Source organism: Mesorhizobium sp. M7A.F.Ca.US.014.04.1.1 (genome assembly GCF_003998745.1).
Lineage (GTDB): Bacteria > Pseudomonadota > Alphaproteobacteria > Rhizobiales > Rhizobiaceae > Mesorhizobium > Mesorhizobium ciceri.
In genome coordinates this window covers 1-535 of the sequence record NZ_RZRW01001402.1, presented here as the reverse complement: position 1 = coordinate 535, position 535 = coordinate 1, and the positions used below count along the sequence as shown (strand labels likewise).

Genomic DNA, 535 nt, shown 5'->3' with positions numbered 1-535 from the left:
GATTCGCCCTGCGAGGAGAAGCGGTCGAACAGCGCCGAGGACAGCACCGGAGCCGGCACGCCGGTGTCGATGGCCGCCTTCAGCGTCCAGCGGCCTTCGCCGGAATCCGAAACGCGGCCGCCGAAATTCACCAGGCCCGGATCGCTTTTCAAGGCGCCGGCCGTCAGGTCAAGCAGCCAGGAGCCGATAACGCTGCCATGCCGCCAGACCTCGGCCACCTGGGGAAGGTCGATGTCGAACTGATAGTATTGCGGGTTTTCCAGCGGGCTGGTCTCGGCGTCCGCCGTCCGTTGCCGCTTGCCTGCATTGGCCGATTTCAGGATGTTCATGCCTTCGGCATAGGCGGCCATGACGCCATACTCGATGCCGTTGTGCACCATCTTGACGAAGTGGCCGGCGCCGCTCGGTCCGCAATGCAGGTAGCCGAAGGGCGCGGTCCCGGCATCCCTGGACGGATTGGAGCCGGCATCGGCGCCCGGCGCCAGCGTGGCTACTGCCTGATGATCGGCGGTCCCGACGTGGCGGTGCAGCACCT

At 66.5% G+C, this 535-nt stretch carries 1 pseudogene; it reads right to left on the bottom strand.

Features of this window, described 5'->3' with window-relative positions:
- Window positions 1–535: pseudogene (locus EOA22_RS36780) on the bottom strand (6-phosphogluconate dehydrogenase (decarboxylating)); the annotation flags it as partial.